Annotated in this window: 16 protein-coding genes; 12 read left to right on the forward strand and 4 right to left on the reverse strand. The window is 71.1% G+C overall.

Annotated elements, in window-relative coordinates:
- The first annotated feature begins 35 nt into the window (after positions 1 to 35).
- The 4 genes from BLW76_RS07535 (at position 36) to BLW76_RS07550 (ending at position 2862) form a co-directional block, all read left to right on the forward strand.
- Positions 36 to 788, forward strand: a complete 753-nt coding sequence (locus BLW76_RS07535; protein ID WP_244170080.1) for a hypothetical protein — start codon at positions 36 to 38, stop codon at positions 786 to 788.
- A complete protein-coding gene (locus BLW76_RS07540; RefSeq protein WP_091305110.1) occupies positions 785 to 1369 on the forward strand; it encodes a class F sortase in 585 nt (194 codons plus the stop codon). The genes BLW76_RS07535 and BLW76_RS07540 overlap by 4 nt, the downstream gene beginning before the upstream one ends.
- A 214-nt stretch (positions 1370 to 1583) precedes the next feature.
- Positions 1584 to 2252, forward strand: a complete 669-nt coding sequence (locus BLW76_RS07545; RefSeq protein ID WP_091305111.1) for a hypothetical protein — start codon at positions 1584 to 1586, stop codon at positions 2250 to 2252.
- A gap of 4 nt (positions 2253 to 2256) precedes the next feature.
- On the forward strand, positions 2257 to 2862 hold the full coding sequence (locus BLW76_RS07550; protein ID WP_091305112.1) for a class F sortase: 606 nt from the start codon (positions 2257 to 2259) through the stop codon (positions 2860 to 2862).
- Here the strand turns inward: BLW76_RS07550 and BLW76_RS07555 are convergent.
- Together BLW76_RS07555 and BLW76_RS07560 are read right to left on the reverse strand one after the other, a co-directional pair.
- Positions 2848 to 3888: a patatin-like phospholipase family protein gene (locus tag BLW76_RS07555; RefSeq protein ID WP_091305113.1), complete on the reverse strand. Its 1041-nt coding sequence runs from the start codon at positions 3886 to 3888 to the stop codon at positions 2848 to 2850. The two genes, BLW76_RS07550 and BLW76_RS07555, sit on opposite strands and share 15 nt — an antisense overlap.
- Positions 3889 to 3898: 10 nt before the next feature.
- Positions 3899 to 4645 (reverse strand): FadR/GntR family transcriptional regulator, encoded by a 747-nt coding sequence (locus BLW76_RS07560; RefSeq protein WP_091305114.1) that lies wholly within the window; start codon positions 4643 to 4645, stop codon positions 3899 to 3901.
- A gap of 66 nt (positions 4646 to 4711) precedes the next feature.
- Here BLW76_RS07560 and BLW76_RS07565 point away from each other — a divergent pair, with 66 nt between their 5' ends.
- From BLW76_RS07565 to BLW76_RS07600, 8 genes are read left to right on the forward strand one after another with little or no spacing between them, the layout of a single operon-like run.
- The gene (locus tag BLW76_RS07565; RefSeq protein ID WP_208613236.1) at positions 4712 to 6202 is read left to right on the forward strand and encodes an ABC transporter substrate-binding protein; all 1491 of its coding nucleotides are present in this window, start codon (positions 4712 to 4714) and stop codon (positions 6200 to 6202) included.
- Positions 6199 to 7143 (forward strand): ABC transporter permease, encoded by a 945-nt coding sequence (locus BLW76_RS07570; RefSeq protein ID WP_091305115.1) that lies wholly within the window; start codon positions 6199 to 6201, stop codon positions 7141 to 7143. Before BLW76_RS07565 ends, BLW76_RS07570 begins: the two co-directional genes overlap by 4 nt.
- The gene (locus BLW76_RS07575) at positions 7143 to 7949 is read left to right on the forward strand and encodes an ABC transporter permease (RefSeq protein ID WP_167384501.1); all 807 of its coding nucleotides are present in this window, start codon (positions 7143 to 7145) and stop codon (positions 7947 to 7949) included. The genes BLW76_RS07570 and BLW76_RS07575 overlap by 1 nt, the downstream gene beginning before the upstream one ends.
- Entirely contained in the window at positions 7946 to 8677 is a 732-nt protein-coding gene (locus BLW76_RS07580; RefSeq protein WP_091305117.1) for an ABC transporter ATP-binding protein, read from the forward strand. Before BLW76_RS07575 ends, BLW76_RS07580 begins: the two co-directional genes overlap by 4 nt.
- On the forward strand, positions 8674 to 9447 hold the full coding sequence (locus BLW76_RS07585) for an ABC transporter ATP-binding protein (RefSeq protein WP_091305118.1): 774 nt from the start codon (positions 8674 to 8676) through the stop codon (positions 9445 to 9447). Before BLW76_RS07580 ends, BLW76_RS07585 begins: the two co-directional genes overlap by 4 nt.
- Positions 9440 to 10852 carry an aldehyde dehydrogenase family protein gene (locus BLW76_RS07590; RefSeq protein ID WP_091305119.1) on the forward strand — a complete coding sequence of 471 codons (1413 nt, stop codon included), beginning with the start codon at positions 9440 to 9442 and terminating at the stop codon, positions 10850 to 10852. Before BLW76_RS07585 ends, BLW76_RS07590 begins: the two co-directional genes overlap by 8 nt.
- The gene (locus tag BLW76_RS07595) at positions 10849 to 11604 is read left to right on the forward strand and encodes an SDR family NAD(P)-dependent oxidoreductase (RefSeq protein ID WP_091305120.1); all 756 of its coding nucleotides are present in this window, start codon (positions 10849 to 10851) and stop codon (positions 11602 to 11604) included. Before BLW76_RS07590 ends, BLW76_RS07595 begins: the two co-directional genes overlap by 4 nt.
- Positions 11605 to 11613: 9 nt before the next feature.
- Complete coding sequence (locus BLW76_RS07600) at positions 11614 to 12999, forward strand: amidase (protein ID WP_091305121.1); 1386 nt, start codon at positions 11614 to 11616, stop codon at positions 12997 to 12999.
- Positions 13000 to 13030: 31 nt separating this feature from the next.
- Here BLW76_RS07600 and BLW76_RS07605 read toward each other — a convergent pair whose 3' ends face one another.
- Together BLW76_RS07605 and BLW76_RS07610 are read right to left on the reverse strand one after the other, a co-directional pair.
- Complete coding sequence (locus BLW76_RS07605) at positions 13031 to 13882, reverse strand: HpcH/HpaI aldolase/citrate lyase family protein (protein ID WP_091305122.1); 852 nt, start codon at positions 13880 to 13882, stop codon at positions 13031 to 13033.
- Positions 13879 to 14949, reverse strand: coding sequence for an HpcH/HpaI aldolase/citrate lyase family protein (locus tag BLW76_RS07610; protein WP_091305123.1), 1071 nt, complete (start codon positions 14947 to 14949; stop codon positions 13879 to 13881). The genes BLW76_RS07605 and BLW76_RS07610 overlap by 4 nt, the downstream gene beginning before the upstream one ends.
- Positions 14950 to 14987: the final 38 nt, after the last annotated feature.

A 14987-nucleotide genomic window follows, 5' to 3' on the forward strand; every position in this document is an offset into this window, starting at 1 on the left:
CGCGACATCGCAGGTCAACGCGTTGGGAGTGCATCGTGGGCAGAACGCTGAGCCGGGTCGCCGGGGTCGTTTTCGCGGGTGCGCTCGCCACCTTCGCCGCCGCGCCCGCCGCGCTGGCACAGAGCGAAACCAGCACGTCACCCACGGAAACCTCGACGTCCCCGATGTCCACTTCGGAGACCCCGACGACCACCACGGTGCCGACCACGCCGGAGACCACCACGCCGGCCACGACCACCACGAGCCCGAAGACCACTTCGGCCGCCGCGAAGACCGGGACCACCTCCACCACGAGCCCGAAGACCACCTCCTCGGCGCCGGAAGCGGCCGAGCCACCCAAGGACGACTACCAGGACAACGTCGGCCACGGCTTCGTCGGCCTCGGCGGCGAGGGTGTCCTCGTCATCGCCTGCGCGGCCGGAGCACCCGGGAACGTGGCGACCCAGTACCTGAGTGTGACCGGTGGCCCGGATCAGGACGAGTCCGACGGCCGCTACTGGAACTACTCGGTGCGCGTGGTCGACGCCCCGGCCGGCACCACCACCGCCAAGTTCAGCTGGACCTGCGCCGGCGTCGAAGGCAACGGGATCGTCGAGTTCGAGCAGGACGAGCCGCCGACGAGCACGACCACGAGCAGCGCCTCGCCATCGAGCACCGCGCCGGTCACCACCGCGCCGGTCACCACGGCGACCAGCTCCGCGCCCGCCGGCAACGCCGCGCCGAAGGCCCAGGTCAAGGTCGCGCCCAAGGGTGGGGTCGAGACCGGCTTCGGCGGCACGGCCCGGTGACGCTCCGCCGGGCGGGCGCGGCGCTCGCCCTGGTGCTGGCCCTCGCCGGGTGCGGTACCGCCGAGCCGCCGCCCCCGGCCGCGGCGCCCGCTCCGGTGCCGTCCTCGGTGCCGGTGACCGTGCCGTTCAAGGGCCTGCGCCCCACCTCGGTGAAGATCCCGAAGATCGGCGCGGAATCGAGCCTGCTCGCGGTCGCCGTGAAACCCGACGGCTCGATCTCCGTCCCGTCGGTGCACACGCCGATGCAGGCGGCCTGGTACAAACTCTCGCCCGTGCCCGGCGACATCGGCCCGGCGATCGTGCTCGGGCACGTGGACGGCGACAAAAAACCGGGTATCTTCTTCAAGCTGAAGGACCTCGTGCCTGGCGACGAAGTCGACATCGACCGCAGTGACGGCAAGAAGCTGAAGTTCGTCGTCGACCGCGTCACCCAGGTCCCGAAGGACACGTTCCCGCGGGACGCCGTGTACGGGAACAGCGCAAAGCCGGAACTGCGGCTGATCACGTGCGGTGGAGCGTTCGACCACGCAGAGCACAGCTACCGGGACAACATCATCGTTTACGCGAACCTGGCCGGGTGAGCCACACCGAAACCGTCGCGTTCGACACTGTCCGATGTGGATTTCGCGGGCCCCGAACGTTACCGGTTTCCGCAGTGGTTTTCTTCACGTCGAATTCGTTTCCGGTATATACCAGTTCTAGGGCAGGATGTCGGAGTCGCCCGATCTTGTGCTTCTCGCACCGGGCGGCTCGCGTAGTGGGGGTCATTGCGCGTTTCCTTCCCTGGGAGTCACCTTGAAGATCACCCTGGGCCGTCTCGCGGGCGCTGTGCTCGCGGGGGCCCTGCTCACGCTCACCGTCGCCCCGGCCGCGCTCGCGCAGGAGGCTCCGGCCACCTCGACCGAGGCCGCGCCGACCTCCGAGGCGCCGCCGACGACGAACCTGCCCACGACCACCCCGGCCACGAGCACGTCGCAGCAGCCCACGTCGCAGCAGCCGACCTCGACGCAGCCGACGACGCAGCCGACCGGCACCGGCACGCCCACCTCGGGCAAGCCGACCCACACCAGCAGCACGCCGACCACCGAGCCGACGGACCCGTTCCCGCACGGCGACGACTACATCGACGACTACGCGTACGCGTGGGAGTTCGACGACGGCACCGGCATCCTCGTCATCGCCTGCGCGGCGGGCGAGCCGACGAACATCGTCGCCAACGACTTCACCGTGGCCGGCGGCCCGTTCCAGGACGGCGCGGACGGCCGCTACTGGGGCTTCGACATCCAGCTCAACGAGGGCAAGCACCTGACCGACGACACGAAGGTCTCGTGGACCTGCGAGGGCAAGCCGGTCACCCGCCCGGTCGGCCACGGCGGCGGCTCGGCCACGGCCGGCGGCCAGGTCAAGGTCACCCCGAAGGCCGGCGGTGTCGAGACCGGCGGCGGCGCGACGGCCCGGTCCTGACCGCATGACCACGCAGTTCCGCCGCGGCGGCCGCGTTCTCGCGGCCGTCCTGGCGCTCTCCTTCGCCCTGACCGCCTGCGGGCCTTCCGGCCCGGAGGCGGCCCCGGGCCCGTCCTCGTCGGCGCCCGCCCCGCCGCCGGTGACCAAGCCGTTCGCCGGCCTGCGCCCGACGCAGCTGAACATCCCGAAGATCGGCGCGCAGTCCTCGCTGGTCTCGGTGCTGCCGAAGGCCGACGGCGGGATCTCGGTCCCGTCGGTGCACACGCCGATGCAGGCGGCCTGGTACAAGATGTCGCCGGTGCCCGGCGAGACCGGCCCGGCGGTCGTGCTCGGCCACGTCGACGGCGACAAGAAACCCGGCATCTTCTTCAAGCTGAAGGAGCTCGTGCCGGGTGACGAGGTGGACGTCGACCGCAGCGACGGCAAGAAGCTGAAGTTCGTCGTCGAGCGCGTGGAGCAGGTCCCGAAGGAGACGTTCCCCCGGGACGCCGTCTACGGCAACAGTGACAAGCCGCAGCTGCGGCTGATCACCTGCGGTGGCGCGTTCGACCACGCCGAGCACAGCTACAAGGACAACGTCATCGTCTACGCGAAGCTAGCCGACGCCTGAGTCCGGATACGGGAACCGCGGGCTCAGCTCGGTTCCCGGGCACACCCAGCGGCGCATACCCGCGTCGCAGACGGCATACCCCCAGTTGATCAGGTTGTCCTGCACCTTCTCGGGCAACCTGGTCAGCCGGGTCTTCGTCTCGGCGAGCTTCCTGGTCCGCGCCACCGGCGCCGGCAGGGCGTCGGGCAGTTCGAAGTTTTCGATGTCGCTGTAGGTCGCCCAGTACGTCCCGGCGAACGTCTTGTCCTCATAGGACTTCAGCAGCGAGCCGGTGCGCAGCTCGCGGACCTGGTTGTCCATCACGGTCAGCACGCGCAGCAGCTGCATCGGCCAGTTGTGCCGCGGCTTGGCCTCGTGCTTCATCTTCTTGCCGGCGTCGCTGACCAGAACCGTCGCCCGCTGGTTCTCGATCGGGTCGAGGCCGAGGTTGTCGTAGACGCCCGCGTCGCTGAGCACGATCTTGCGGCCGGGCGCGTGCGGATCCGGGATCACGACCGGCGAGAGCATCGGCGGGAACGCCGACGACGCGGCGACCGCAGTGGCCAGCGGGATCTGCCCGTGCGCGCCGGGCTGCCGGAAGAACCACCACAGCGAGCCGTCCTGCAGGCTGGTCGCGGTGAACACGAAGTTCGGCCCCGCCGGGTCGAGGTCCGCGAGCCGGCAGTCGCCGAAGAGGTGCTTCGCGTAGCGCAGGGCCAGTTCCTCGCCCGCGCTGCGCCACGGGATCACCATCGCCTTCAGCGTGACCGGGATGTCGAGGTTGGTGCGCGCCAGCTTCCGGATCGGCTGCACGACCTCCTTGCCGAAGTTCTCCGCGACGCCGTCCTCGCCGAACCACAGCTTGTTCCACGCGTGTGCCAGCACGCCCGCCGCGATCGAGCCGCCGGAGACGCTGGAGACCGTGGTCAGCTTCGGCAGCCAGCCGAGTTCGTTGAGCCGCCAGAGCGCCCCCGCGTGGAAGAGCATCGCCCGGTAGCCACCGCCGGAAAGCGCGAGCCCGACACCGTCCCGTTTCGCCGCGTCCACCTCGCCGAGTTTAGGGCCGCAGCAACGGAGCGAGCAGCGGGCGTTGCCCGGCCGGCACGTATTCGGCGTAGTTGTCGTACAACGCCTGCTTCGCCAGGTGTGCCGCGGCTGTGCCGTCGGCCGCGCGGATCGCGTCCAGGACCTCCGCGTGGTGGGCGAGCCAGGCGCGCATCAGCGACGTCCGGTTGCTCGCGTGTTCCAGCTTGTCCTCGATCAGTTCGAGCACGACCCCGCGCACGACTTCTTCGCTGACCACCAGCAACGGGTTGCGGGAGATGCGCGCGATCACCTCGTGGAAGGCGACGTCGGCGCGGCTGAACTCGGCATACCCGCGGGAGACGCCTTCGCGCATCGACTCCAGGGCCGCGTCGAGGCCGGTGAGGTCGTCTTCGGTGCGGAGCTCGGCGGCGAGCAGGTGGGCCGAGCCGTCGAGGATCATCCGGAACTGCAGCAGCTCGGCGAGCCCGACGTGGTCGGCGCGCGCGAGCCGGTGCATCGAGCGGTGCAGCGCGGCGGGCGAGGCGGCCAGGACCTCCGGGCCGCGCGGGTCGCCGGGCCGCGACCGGATCATCTCGGCCGCCTGCAACACGCGCAGGGCTTCGCGGATCGTCGAGCGGCCGACGCCGAACTGCGTCATCAGCTCGCGCTCGCTGGGCAGGCGTTCCCCCGGCTTGAGCTCGCCGCTGATCACGGCCTGCTCGATCTGCTCGACGACCCGCTCGTACGCGCGGACCGGAGCCACCGGTTCGAACCGCATCCCTTGACCTCGTCGTCCGCTCGGTGCAGGCTACTGGTCAGACCAGTGTACTTACCTGGAGGCCGAATGAAAGCCCGGATTCCCCTGGTGGCAGCGGCGCTGCTGCTCGTGGTGTCCGGCTGCTCGGCCGGCTCGTCGGCCAGTGTTTCCGCAGGTCCGGACACGCTTTCCGTCGGCTTCACGGCGGAGCCGGCGAACTTCGACTTCACCCGCACCGACGGCGCCGCCATCCCGCAGGCGCTGCTCTACAACGTCTACGAAGGCCTGGTGAAGCTCGACGCGCAGGGCCGGATCGTGCCGCTGCTCGCGCAGTCGTGGACGATCAGCCCGGACCGTCGCACCTACGACTTCCAGCTGCGGCAAGGCGTCAAGTTCAGCAACGGCGCCCCCTTCACCGCCGAGGACGTCAAGTTCTCGCTCCTGCGCGTCAAGAAGGACTGGACGATCTCGATCAAGTCCACGATGGACGTCGTCGACCACGTCGACGTCGTGGCGCCGGACCACGCGCGGGTGGTGCTGTCGAAGCCGTCGAACGGCTGGCTGTTCAGCCTCACCAGCAGGCTTGGCGCGATGTTCAGCCCCACCGGCGTCGCCGATCTGGCGAACAAGCCGGTCGGCACCGGGCCGTACGTCGTTTCGGCGCGCAAGCGCGGCGACTCCGTGGTGCTCAAGGCGAATCCCGGGTACTGGGGCCGGAAGCCGGCGTACTCGACGGTGGTCCTCAAGTACATCAAGGACCCGACCGCGCTGAACAACGCGTTGTTCAGCAACGGCATCGACGTCATCGCCGCGATCACCGCGCCCGACTCGATCCCGCAGTTCCAGGCCGACGACCGGTTCCAGGTCGTCCAGGGCACGACGAACAGCGAGGTCACGCTGGCCATGAACAACGCGCGGCCGCCGCTCAACGACGTCCGCGTGCGCCAGGCCCTGACCTACGCGATCGACCGGAAGGCGTTGCTGGATACGGCGTGGGCCGGCCGCGGCACGCTGATCGGCAGCATGGTCCCGCCGACGGACCCCTGGTACGAGGACCTGTCGAAGGTCTACCCGTTCGATCCCGCGCGAGCCGAGGCGCTGCTGTCCGAAGCCGGCGTGACGAACCTGAACCTGCGGCTGCGGATCCCGAACCTGCCGTACGCGGTGTCGGCCGCGCAGGTCGTGCAGTCGCAGCTCGCCGACGTCGGCGTGCGGACCACGATCGAGCCGCTCGACTTCCCGGCGGTGTGGCTGAAGCAGGTGTTCACCGACCACGACTACGACCTGTCGATCATCCAGCACGTCGAAGCCCGCGACATCACGACGTTCGGGAAGCCCAAGTACTACTGGGGGTACGACAACAAGCGCGTCCAGCAGCTGCTCGCCGAGGCCGACAGCGGGACGCCGGAGCAGCAGGTCGCGGACATGAAGCAGGTGGCGCGGCAGCTGAACGCCGACGCCGTGGCGGACTGGCTCTTCCTGTTCCCCAACGTGATCGCCGCGAAGACGAAGGTCGGCGGCATCGCGGGGAACCAGGTCAGCGAGTCGTTCGACCTCACCGGGCTGGCGCCGCGATGACGGCCAAGGTGCTGCGCCGGGTGGCGATCTTCGTGGTCAGCGTGCTGGCCGCGTCGATCGTGGTGTTCCTGTTCATGGCCGTGCTGCCGGGCGACCCGGCGCAGGTCGCGCTCGGCGTCAACGCGACGCCGGAGCTGCTGGCCAAGACGCGCACGGAGTTCGGCATCGACCGCCCGCTCCTCACGCAGTACTTCGACTGGATCGGTGGCGTGCTGCACGGCGACTTCGGCCGTTCGTACGTCACGCGGGACGCGATCGGCCCGCAGCTGCTCGACCGCCTCGGGGTGACGCTGTGGCTGGTCGGCGCGGGCATGCTGGTGGCGCTGGTGATCGCCGTGCCGGCCGGGACGTTCGCCGCGGTCAAGCACCGGAAGGCGTCGGGCGCGGGCGTCTCGGGCCTGTCGCAGATCGGGGTCGCGATCCCCGCGTTCCTGGCCGGGATCATCCTCGTGCAGATCTTCGCCGTGCAGCTGCGCTGGCTGCCGTCGGGCGGGTGGACACCGCCGGACCAGGACTTCGGCGAGTTCTTCCGGGGCCTCGTACTTCCAGCTTTGTCGCTCGGTCTGGTGCAGGGCGCGGTGTTGACGCGCTATGTGCGGTCCGCCGTGCTCGACACGCTCGGCCAGGACTACCTGCGCACCGCGCGGTCGAAGGGCCTGCGGCCGGGGCAGGCGCTGGTGCGGCACGGCCTGCGCAACGCGTCGGTGCCCGTGGTCACCGTGCTGGGCCTGCAGCTGGCCACGCTGCTGATCGGCGCGGTCGTCGTCGAGCGCGTCTTCGTGCTGCCGGGCCTCGGCTCGATGCTGCTGGACGCCGTCTCCGCGCGTGACCTGCTGACCGTGCAGGGGATCGTCCTGGTCCTGGTGGTCGGCGTGCTGCTGGTCAACTTCGTCGTCGACGTCCTCTACACCGTGCTCGACCCGAGATTGCGGGGTTCGTGATGCGCAATCTCGTCATCGGCGGAGTGCTCGTCGGCTTGGTCGTGCTGGCCGCGCTGCTGTCGTTCGCGTGGACGCCGTTCGACCCGGTGAAGGTCGACGCGGCCCACCGGCTGCTCGGCTTCTCCGGCTCCCACTGGTTCGGCACCGACAAGTTCGGCCGCGACCTGCTGAGCCAGCTCATGGTCGGCGCCCGGACGACGTTGTACGTCGGGGTCGTCGCGGTCGGCATCGCCGCGGTGATCGGCACGCCGCTGGGCATCCTCGCCGGTATGTCGCCGCGGTGGCTGGGCGAATTCGTCATGCGGGTCAACGACCTCGTGCTCGCGTTCCCCGCGCTGCTGCTGGCCATCATGTTCGGCGCGGTGTTCGGCGCGGACACGCTGACCGCGATGGTCGCGATCGGCATCGCCACCATCCCGTCGTTCGCGCGGATCGCCCGGTCCGGGACGTTGCAGGTGATGAGCGCCGAGTTCGTGCTCGCGGCCCGCGCGGGCGGCCGGTCGCGGCTGAACATCGCCGTGCGGCACGTGCTGCCGAACATCTCCGGGCTGCTCATCGTGCAGGCTTCGGTGTCGTTCGCGATCGCCGTGCTCGCCGAAGCGGCGCTGTCGTTCCTCGGCTTCGGCACGCGGCCGCCGACGCCGTCGTGGGGCCGGATGCTGCAGGAATCCCAGGAACTCCTGACCGTACAGCCGCGGCTGGCGCTGGTCCCGGGCATCGCGATCGCCGTCGCCGTCCTCGGCTTCAACCTCCTCGGCGACGGCCTCCGCGACCGCCTCGACCCCCGATTGGCGGCGCGCGTATGACGCTTTCGGTGCGTGGCCTCAGCGTTTCGTCTCTCGTTCGGGACGTGTCCTTCGAGATCGGCGCGGGCGAGCGCGTCGGCCTGATCGGCGAGTCCGGGTCCGGGAAGTCGCTGACGGCCTTGTCGATCATGGGCCTGCTGCCCGAGGACCTGCCCGCGTCCGGCTCGATCACGCTGCACGGCCGCGAGCTAGTCGGAATGTCCGAAAAGGACCTATCGCGGCTGCGCGGCGACGAGCTGGCCATGGTGTTCCAGGAGCCGATGACGGCGTTGAACCCGGCCATGCGCGTCGGCCGCCAGGTCACCGAGCCCGGCCGCATCCACGGCCGCCGCCACCGCGCGGAAGACCTCCTCGACGCGGTGGGCCTGCCGGGCACCGCCCGCGCGTACCCGCACCAGCTCTCCGGCGGCCAGCGGCAGCGGGTGGTGCTCGCGATGGCACTGGCCAACGAGCCGTCGCTGCTGATCTGCGACGAGCCGACGACCGCCCTCGACGTCACCGTGCAGGCCCAGATCCTCACCCTCATCAAGAGGGCACTTTCACGTGAAAGTGCCCTCCTCTTCATCACGCACGACCTCGCCGTGGTGGCTTCGGTGTGTGAACGCGTGCTGGTGATGCTGGACGGCGAGATCGTCGAAGCTGGCTCGACACGCGAAGTGCTGACGCAGCCTTCGCATGCCTACACGCGGAAGCTGCTGGCCGCCTCGGACCTGGAGGCCCGGCGATGACGATCATCGAAGTCCGCGACCTCGAACGCCGGTACGCCCGCCGGGACGTCCACGCGTTGCGAGGGGTCAGCTTCGACGTCGAGGCGGGGCAGCGGTTCGGCATCGTCGGCGAGTCCGGTTCCGGGAAGTCCACGCTGGTCCGGCTGCTCGCCGCGCTCGACAAGCCGACCGCGGGCACGGTGTCGTTCCAGGGTCGCCGGATCGACAACCTGCCGGAACGCCGGCTCGGCTTCCTGCGCTCGGAACTGCAGATCGTCTTCCAGGACCCGATGGGCTCGCTCGACCCGCGGATGCGGGTCCTCGACATCGTGTCCGAGCCGATCGGCCGCCGGGAGCCCGACCGCGTCGCCGAGCTGCTCGCCGCCGTCGGCCTGCCCGCGGACGCCGCGGGGCGGTACCCGCACCAGTTCTCCGGCGGCCAGCGGCAGCGGATCTCGATCGCCCGCGCGCTGGCGCCGAACCCGAGCGTGCTGATCGCCGACGAGCCGGTCAGCGCCCTCGACGTCTCCGTGCGCGGCCAGATCCTCGACCTGCTCGGCTCGCTGGTGGACCAGTTCGCGCTCACGCTGGTCTTCGTGTCGCACGACCTCGGCGTCGTCCGGCACCTCTGCGACCGGGTCGCGGTGCTGCGCCGCGGCGAGCTCGTCGAACTCGGTGACGTGGCGCAGGTCTACGACGCGCCGCAGCACGAGTACACGCGGGAACTCCTGAAAGCCGCGCCGAACCTGCGCGCGGAACTGGCCCGGCTGCGCGGAGGTGACGATGCCTGACTACCCCGAGGGCCTGCCGGTCGGCGCCGGCTGGGTGTCCACTGTGGATGCCGAAGAAATCGTTTTCCCGTACGACGGGAGCGTCATCGGGACCGCGCCCGTCGGCACGCCTGCGCTGGCTACTCGCGCAGTCGACGAGGCTGTCGCGGTGGCCCGCGAAGTGGCTTCGCTGCCTTCGCGGGTTCGGCGTTCGCTGCTCAACGACGTCGCTGCCGCGGTGCGCGCTCGCCGCGAGGAGTTCGAGAACCTGCTCGTGCTGGAGACCGGCAAGCCCCTGATCGATTGCCGCGTCGAGGTGGCGCGCACGATCGTCACCTGGGAAGCCGCGGCCGAAGAGGTGTCGCGGCTGCACGGCGAAACCGTGCCCCTCGACCTGCTGCCGTCCGGCGACGGCCTGGTCGGGTTCTGGAAGCGCAAGCCGATCGGGGTGGTCGTCGGCATCGCGGGCTTCAACTACCCGCTGCTGCTGGCGTCGCACAAGATCGCGCCCGCGATCGCCGCGGGGTGCCCGGTGATCGTCAAGCCCGCGCCGCAGACGCCGCTGGCCACGCTGTGGCTGGTGCACCTCGTGCGCTCGCACGCGCCCGTGCCCGCGATGGTTCAGTTGATCACCGGGGACGCCGCGGTGGGTGCCGCGTTGACGACCGACCGCCGGATCGGCGCGGTCTCGTTCACCGGCTCGGCCGCGGTCGGCCACCGCATCGCCCGCGACGCGGCGCCGACGAAGACGTTGCTGGAGCTGGGCTCGAACGCGGCACTCGTGGTGGCCGAAGACGCCGACCTCGACGCCGCCGTGGACGCCGTGCTGCGCGGCGGGTTCTACGCGTCCGGCCAGGCGTGCATCTCGGTGCAGCGGGTCCTGGTCGTCGCGTCGGTCGCCGCGGACTTCACCGAACGGCTGCTGGCGCGGCTCGACGAGGTCGTCGTCGGCGATCCGCGGGACGAGAAGACGCGGGTGTCCGCGCTGATCGACCCGGCTTCCACCGAGCGCGTGGCCGGGTGGATCGAAAAGTCCGGCGCCCGCCAGTTCGGCGGCGGTGTCGACGGCACGATCCTGCGGCCGACCGTCCTCCTCGACGTCCCGGACGGCGTCGAAGCCTGGGACGAGGAGATCTTCGGCCCGGTGGTCTGCGTGCGCACGGTGTCCGATGTGGACGAAGCCTTCGCCGCGGTGAACGCGTCCCGGTACGGCCTCCACGCGAGCGTCTACAGCAAGTCCCTGAACACGGCGTTCCGCGCGCTGGACGAGCTCGAAGTGGGCGGGGTCGTCGTCAACGAGGTGCCCGGCTTCCGCTCGGACACCATGCCCTACGGCGGCGTGAAGGACTCCGGCATCGGCCGCGAAGGGCCGCGGTTCGCCGTCGAGGAACTGACCGTGACGAGGATGGCGGTGCTGCGTCCGTGAACTACGAAAACCTGTTCCGGCTCGACGGACGGCGGGCCGTCGTGCTCGGCGCGGGCGGCATCGGCCGCGAAGCCGCGCGGGCGCTGGCCGCGCACGGCGCCGACGTGGTGTGCGCGGATCGCGATCTCGAAGCCGCGCGCGAGGCGGGCGTCGGCGAGGCGTACGAACTCGACCTCCTCGCGCCGGGCGCGATCGACCGGGCCGCGAGCGATCTCGGCCCGCTCGACGTCGTCGTGCTGACCGCCGCGACGAACGTCCGCAAACGGCTGCTCGACTACACGCGCGAGGAGTTCGACCGCGTCCTCGCGCTGAACCTCGGCGTGACGTTCGAGGTCGTGCGGGTCTTCGGCGCCGGCATGGTCGCGCGCGGACGGGGCAGCATCATCGGCTTCTCGTCGATCCGCGGCACGACCGTCGAGCCCGGCCAGGGCCCGTACGCGGCGACGAAAGCGGGTCTCGTCCAGCTGTTCCGGACGGCCGCCGCGGAGTTCGGACCGGCCGGCGTCCGGGTCAACGCGATCGCCCCCGGCGTTGTCGAGACCCCGCTGACCGCCCAGATCAAGGCGAACCCCGAGTGGTACGACGCGTACGCGGCGAAGGGCGCGTTGGGTCGCTGGGCGCGTCCCGACGAACTCGCCGGAGCGGTCGTGTACCTCGCTTCGGACGCTTCGTCGTTCGTAACCGGCTCAGTGCTGGCCGTGGACGGTGGCTGGACCGCCGTCGACGGCCGCTTCGACCCGCCTGCCTCGTGAGGAGCGCGCATGACCGAGCTGCCTGACCTGACCGCCGTCGAGCTCGTCGCGCAGTACCGCGCGAAGACGCTCTCGCCGGTCGAGGTGACCGAAGCCGTTCTCGCCCGTATCGAAGCGCGAGAGCCGGAGCTGCACGCGTTGTACGCGTACGACCCTTCGGGTGCGCGTGACGACGCGAAGGCGTCCGAAGCGCGCTGGGCGGCCGGCGAACCGCTGGGCCCGATCGACGGCGTCCCGCTCACCCTGAAGGAGAACATCGCGACCCGCGGCACGCCGGTGCCGCTGGGCACCGCGGCGACCGCGCTGGTCCCGGCCGCCGAGGACGCCCCGGCGGCGGCGCGGGTCCGCGAGTCCGGCGCCGTCCTGCTGGCCAAGACGACCATGCCGGACTACGGGATGCTGACGTCCGGGCTGTCGAGCTTCCACCCCACGGCCCGCAACCCGTGGCTGCTTTCGGCCACGCCCGGCGGCTCCAGCGCGGGCGCGGGCGCCGCGGCCGCCGCGGGCTACGGCCCGCTGCACGTCGGCACGGACATCGGCGGCTCGATCCGGCTGCCCGCGGGCTGGTGCGGCTTGACCGGGCTGAAGCCGAGCTTCGGCCGGGTGCCGGTCGACCCGCCGTTCCTCGGCCGCGTCGCCGGCCCGATGACCCGCACGGTCGCGGACACGGCATTGCTGATGAGCGTGCTCTCGCGCCCGGACCCGCGTGACCACCTGTGCCTGCCGCCGTCGGACCTCGACTGGGCCTCGCTGGATCTGCCGGTCGCCGGGCTGCGCGTCGGCCTGCAGCTCGACGCCGGCGTCGGCCTCCCGGTGGACCCGGCGATCCGCGACGCCGTCACCACGGCGGCCCGGGCGTTCGAGGCGGCGGGTGCGGTCGTCGAGCCGGTCGAGCCGTTCCTCACCCGCGGCATGCTCGAAGGCCTCGACGTCTTCTGGCGCACGCGGGCCTGGTCGGACATGGCGGCCCTGCCGCCGGAGCGCCGGGCGAAGGTCCTGCCCTACATCGCGGACTGGGCAGCGGGCGGCGCGAACGCGTCCGGGGTGGACGTCTACCGCGGCTTCGCCCAGATCGACGTGATGAGCGTGGCGGCCCTGCGTGCGACCTCGGCGTTCGACGTCGTCCTGTCGCCGGCCTGCCCGGTCGCGGCGCCGCCGGCGGAGTGGGCGTCCCCGACGAACGACCCGGCCCGGCCGTTCGAGCACATCGCGTTCACCGTGCCGTACAACATGTCCGGCCAGCCCGCGGTGTCGCTGAACTGCGGCTACACCGACGACGGCCGCCCGATCGGCCTCCAGCTCGCCGGCCGCCGCTTCGACGACCTGGGTGTGCTCCGCGTCGCGGCGGCGTACGAGCGGCTCCGCCCGCCGCAGCGGCCCTGGCCGATCGGGTAGGGAAGGAGTTCCGGTCCTTCGTCGCCGGGGCTCAGCCCTTGACGGCCTCCGCCAGCGCCAGCACCCGCCGCGCGTTGTCGACGTGCAGGTTCTCGATCATCCGGCCGTCCACGGTCACCACGCCGCGGCCGTCCTTCTGCGCTGCCTCGAACGCCTCGATGATCCGCCGCGACCGGTCGATCTCCGCTTCGGACGGCGCGAAGATCCGGTTGCACGGCTCGACCTGCGCCGGGTGGATCAGCGTCTTGCCGTCGAACCCGTACTGGCGGCCCTGCTCGCACTCCGCCTCGAAACCAGGAATGTCCTTCACGTCGTTGTAGACGCCGTCCAGGATCACGCGACCGGTCGCCCGTGCCGCCAGCAGGCACAGCGAGAGCCCGCCCAGCAGCGGGCCGCGGCCCGGGACGAACTCCGCGTGCAGCTCCTTGGCCAGGTCGTTCGTGCCCATCACCAGCACGGTCAGCCGCTCGGACGCCGCCGCGATCTCCTCGGCGTGCAGCATCGCGACCGGTGTCTCCAGCATCGCCCAGATCTTCGTGTGGTCCGGTGCCCCGCCGAGTTCCAGCGCGCGCTCGATGTTGTGCACTTCGGCCGCCGAGTTCACCTTCGGGACGACCACCGCGGCCGGGCCGGCCGACGCGGCCGCGCGCAGGTCGGCGTCGTGCCACTCGGTGTCCAGGCCGTTGACCCGGATCGTCACCTCGCGCGAACCGTACGAACCCACCGCCGCGCACACGCGCTCGCGAGCGGCTTCCTTGGCGTCGGGGGAGACGGCGTCCTCGAGGTCGAGGATCAGCGCGTCCGCCGGGATCGTCTTGGCCTTCTCCAGCGCGCGCTCGTTCGCGCCGGGCATGTAGAGGACCGAGCGTCGGGGAGTGGTCATCCGAGGGCCTCCTTGGTGGCCGCGTCGTAGGCCGCGGCGAGTTCGGGGTCGTCCGCCGCGAGGGCGTCGGCCAGTTCGGCGACCACGCGGCACTGCTTCACCGACGCGTCGTCCTGCATCTTCCCGTCGATCATCACCGCGCCCGTGCCGTCGCCCATCTCGGCGATCACCCGGCGCGCCCAGGCCACATCGGACGGCGACGGCGAGAACACCTTCTTCGCGATGTCGATCTGCACCGGGTGCAGGCTCCACGCGCCGACGCAGCCGAGCAGGAACGCGTTGCGGAACTGGTCCTCGCACGCGACGACGTCGCGGATGTCCCCGAACGGCCCGTAGTACGGCAGGATCCCGTGCATCGCGCACGCGTCCACCATCCTCGCCACCGTGTAGTGCCAGAGGTCCTGCTGGTAGGTCGTCCGGCCGGCGGTCAGGTCGTCGCCGGTCGGGTCGGTGCGCACCAGGTAGCCGGGGTGCCCGCCGCCGACGCGCGTCGTCTTCATGCGACGGCTCGCGGCCAGGTCGGCCGGGCCGAGCGAGATGCCCTGCATGCGCGGGCTGGCGCCGGCGATCTCCTCCACATTGGCCACGCCGCTCGCCGTCTCGAGGATGGCGTGCACCAGCAGCGGCTTCGTCAGCCCGGCGCGCGCCTCGAGCTGGGCCAGCAGCCGGTCGACGTAGTGGATGTCCTGCGCGCCTTCGACCTTCGGCACCATGATCACGTCGAGCTTGTCGCCGATCTCGGTGACCAGCGTGACGAGGTCGTCGAGCACCCACGGCGAGTCCAGGCTGTTGACCCGCGTCCACAGCTGCGTCTTCCCGAAGTCGTTCGCCTTGGCGATCGCGACCAGCCCGGCCCGCGCGGCCTCCTTGCGGTCGGCGCGGACGGCGTCCTCGAGGTTCCCGAGCAGGACGTCGACCTTCTTCGCGATGTCCGGCACCTTGGCCGCCATCTTCTCGTTGCCGGGGTCGAAGAAGTGGATCATCCGGGACGGCGTCACCGGGATCTCCCGCACGGGGGCGGGCGCGCCCAGGGCGAGCGGGGCGAAGAAGTCCTTCGGGGAGCGCATCGGTCCTCCACGGCGGCGGCTAAGTGACTGGTCGGTAA

The sequence above is a fragment of the Amycolatopsis tolypomycina genome, from assembly GCF_900105945.1.
In the GTDB taxonomy this organism is placed as follows: Bacteria; Actinomycetota; Actinomycetes; order Mycobacteriales; family Pseudonocardiaceae; genus Amycolatopsis; species Amycolatopsis tolypomycina.

What these genes read in the sequence shown, in the direction of transcription:
- BLW76_RS07550 (WP_091305112.1), top strand. Translation starts at nt 2,257, where the DNA reads ATGACCACGCAGTTCCGCCGCGGCGGCCGCGTTCTCGCGGCCGTCCTG.
- BLW76_RS07560 (WP_091305114.1), bottom strand. Translation starts at nt 4,645, where the DNA reads ATGCGGTTCGAACCGGTGGCTCCGGTCCGCGCGTACGAGCGGGTCGTC.
- BLW76_RS07565 (WP_208613236.1), top strand. Translation starts at nt 4,712, where the DNA reads ATGAAAGCCCGGATTCCCCTGGTGGCAGCGGCGCTGCTGCTCGTGGTG.
- BLW76_RS07570 (WP_091305115.1), top strand. Translation starts at nt 6,199, where the DNA reads ATGACGGCCAAGGTGCTGCGCCGGGTGGCGATCTTCGTGGTCAGCGTG.
- BLW76_RS07575 (WP_167384501.1), top strand. Translation starts at nt 7,143, where the DNA reads ATGCGCAATCTCGTCATCGGCGGAGTGCTCGTCGGCTTGGTCGTGCTG.
- BLW76_RS07580 (WP_091305117.1), top strand. Translation starts at nt 7,946, where the DNA reads ATGACGCTTTCGGTGCGTGGCCTCAGCGTTTCGTCTCTCGTTCGGGAC.
- BLW76_RS07585 (WP_091305118.1), top strand. Translation starts at nt 8,674, where the DNA reads ATGACGATCATCGAAGTCCGCGACCTCGAACGCCGGTACGCCCGCCGG.
- BLW76_RS07590 (WP_091305119.1), top strand. Translation starts at nt 9,440, where the DNA reads ATGCCTGACTACCCCGAGGGCCTGCCGGTCGGCGCCGGCTGGGTGTCC.
- BLW76_RS07600 (WP_091305121.1), top strand. Translation starts at nt 11,614, where the DNA reads ATGACCGAGCTGCCTGACCTGACCGCCGTCGAGCTCGTCGCGCAGTAC.
- BLW76_RS07605 (WP_091305122.1), bottom strand. Translation starts at nt 13,882, where the DNA reads ATGACCACTCCCCGACGCTCGGTCCTCTACATGCCCGGCGCGAACGAG.
- BLW76_RS07610 (WP_091305123.1), bottom strand. Translation starts at nt 14,949, where the DNA reads ATGCGCTCCCCGAAGGACTTCTTCGCCCCGCTCGCCCTGGGCGCGCCC.